Below are 252 nucleotides of genomic sequence, written 5' to 3'. Positions count from 1 at the left end.
CCAGTGACGACATATTTGCCTTGTACCACAACGGCTGGTACACCAGACAGCTGATAGCGCTTAGCGCCTGCTTGTGAGCGACCGATTTTGGTACCTACAGCAAATGAGTTATAAAGGCTGTTGAATTTCTTTTGGTCAACGCCTTGGGCTGCGTACCATTTGCTTAATGAGGCTTGATCAAACAGCTTTTTGCCATCTTTATGAATCGCATCAAAGAGCGCATCATGGGTTTTGTTTTCATAGCCTAACAGC

1 protein-coding gene is annotated in these 252 nt (G+C 45.6%); it reads right to left on the bottom strand.

Annotation, left to right across the window (positions count from 1 at the left end; translation table 11 throughout):
• A partial coding sequence (locus tag AAEY75_RS16305) for a DsbA family protein (protein ID WP_352260197.1) occupies positions 1-252 on the bottom strand: 252 nt, incomplete at both ends.

The sequence above is a fragment of the Psychrobacter sp. TB55-MNA-CIBAN-0194 genome (assembly GCF_040309505.1).
GTDB lineage: Bacteria > Pseudomonadota > Gammaproteobacteria > Pseudomonadales > Moraxellaceae > Psychrobacter > Psychrobacter fozii.
The sequence above is the reverse complement of the archived record's forward strand: the minus strand, read 5'-3'. Positions and strand labels throughout refer to the sequence as shown.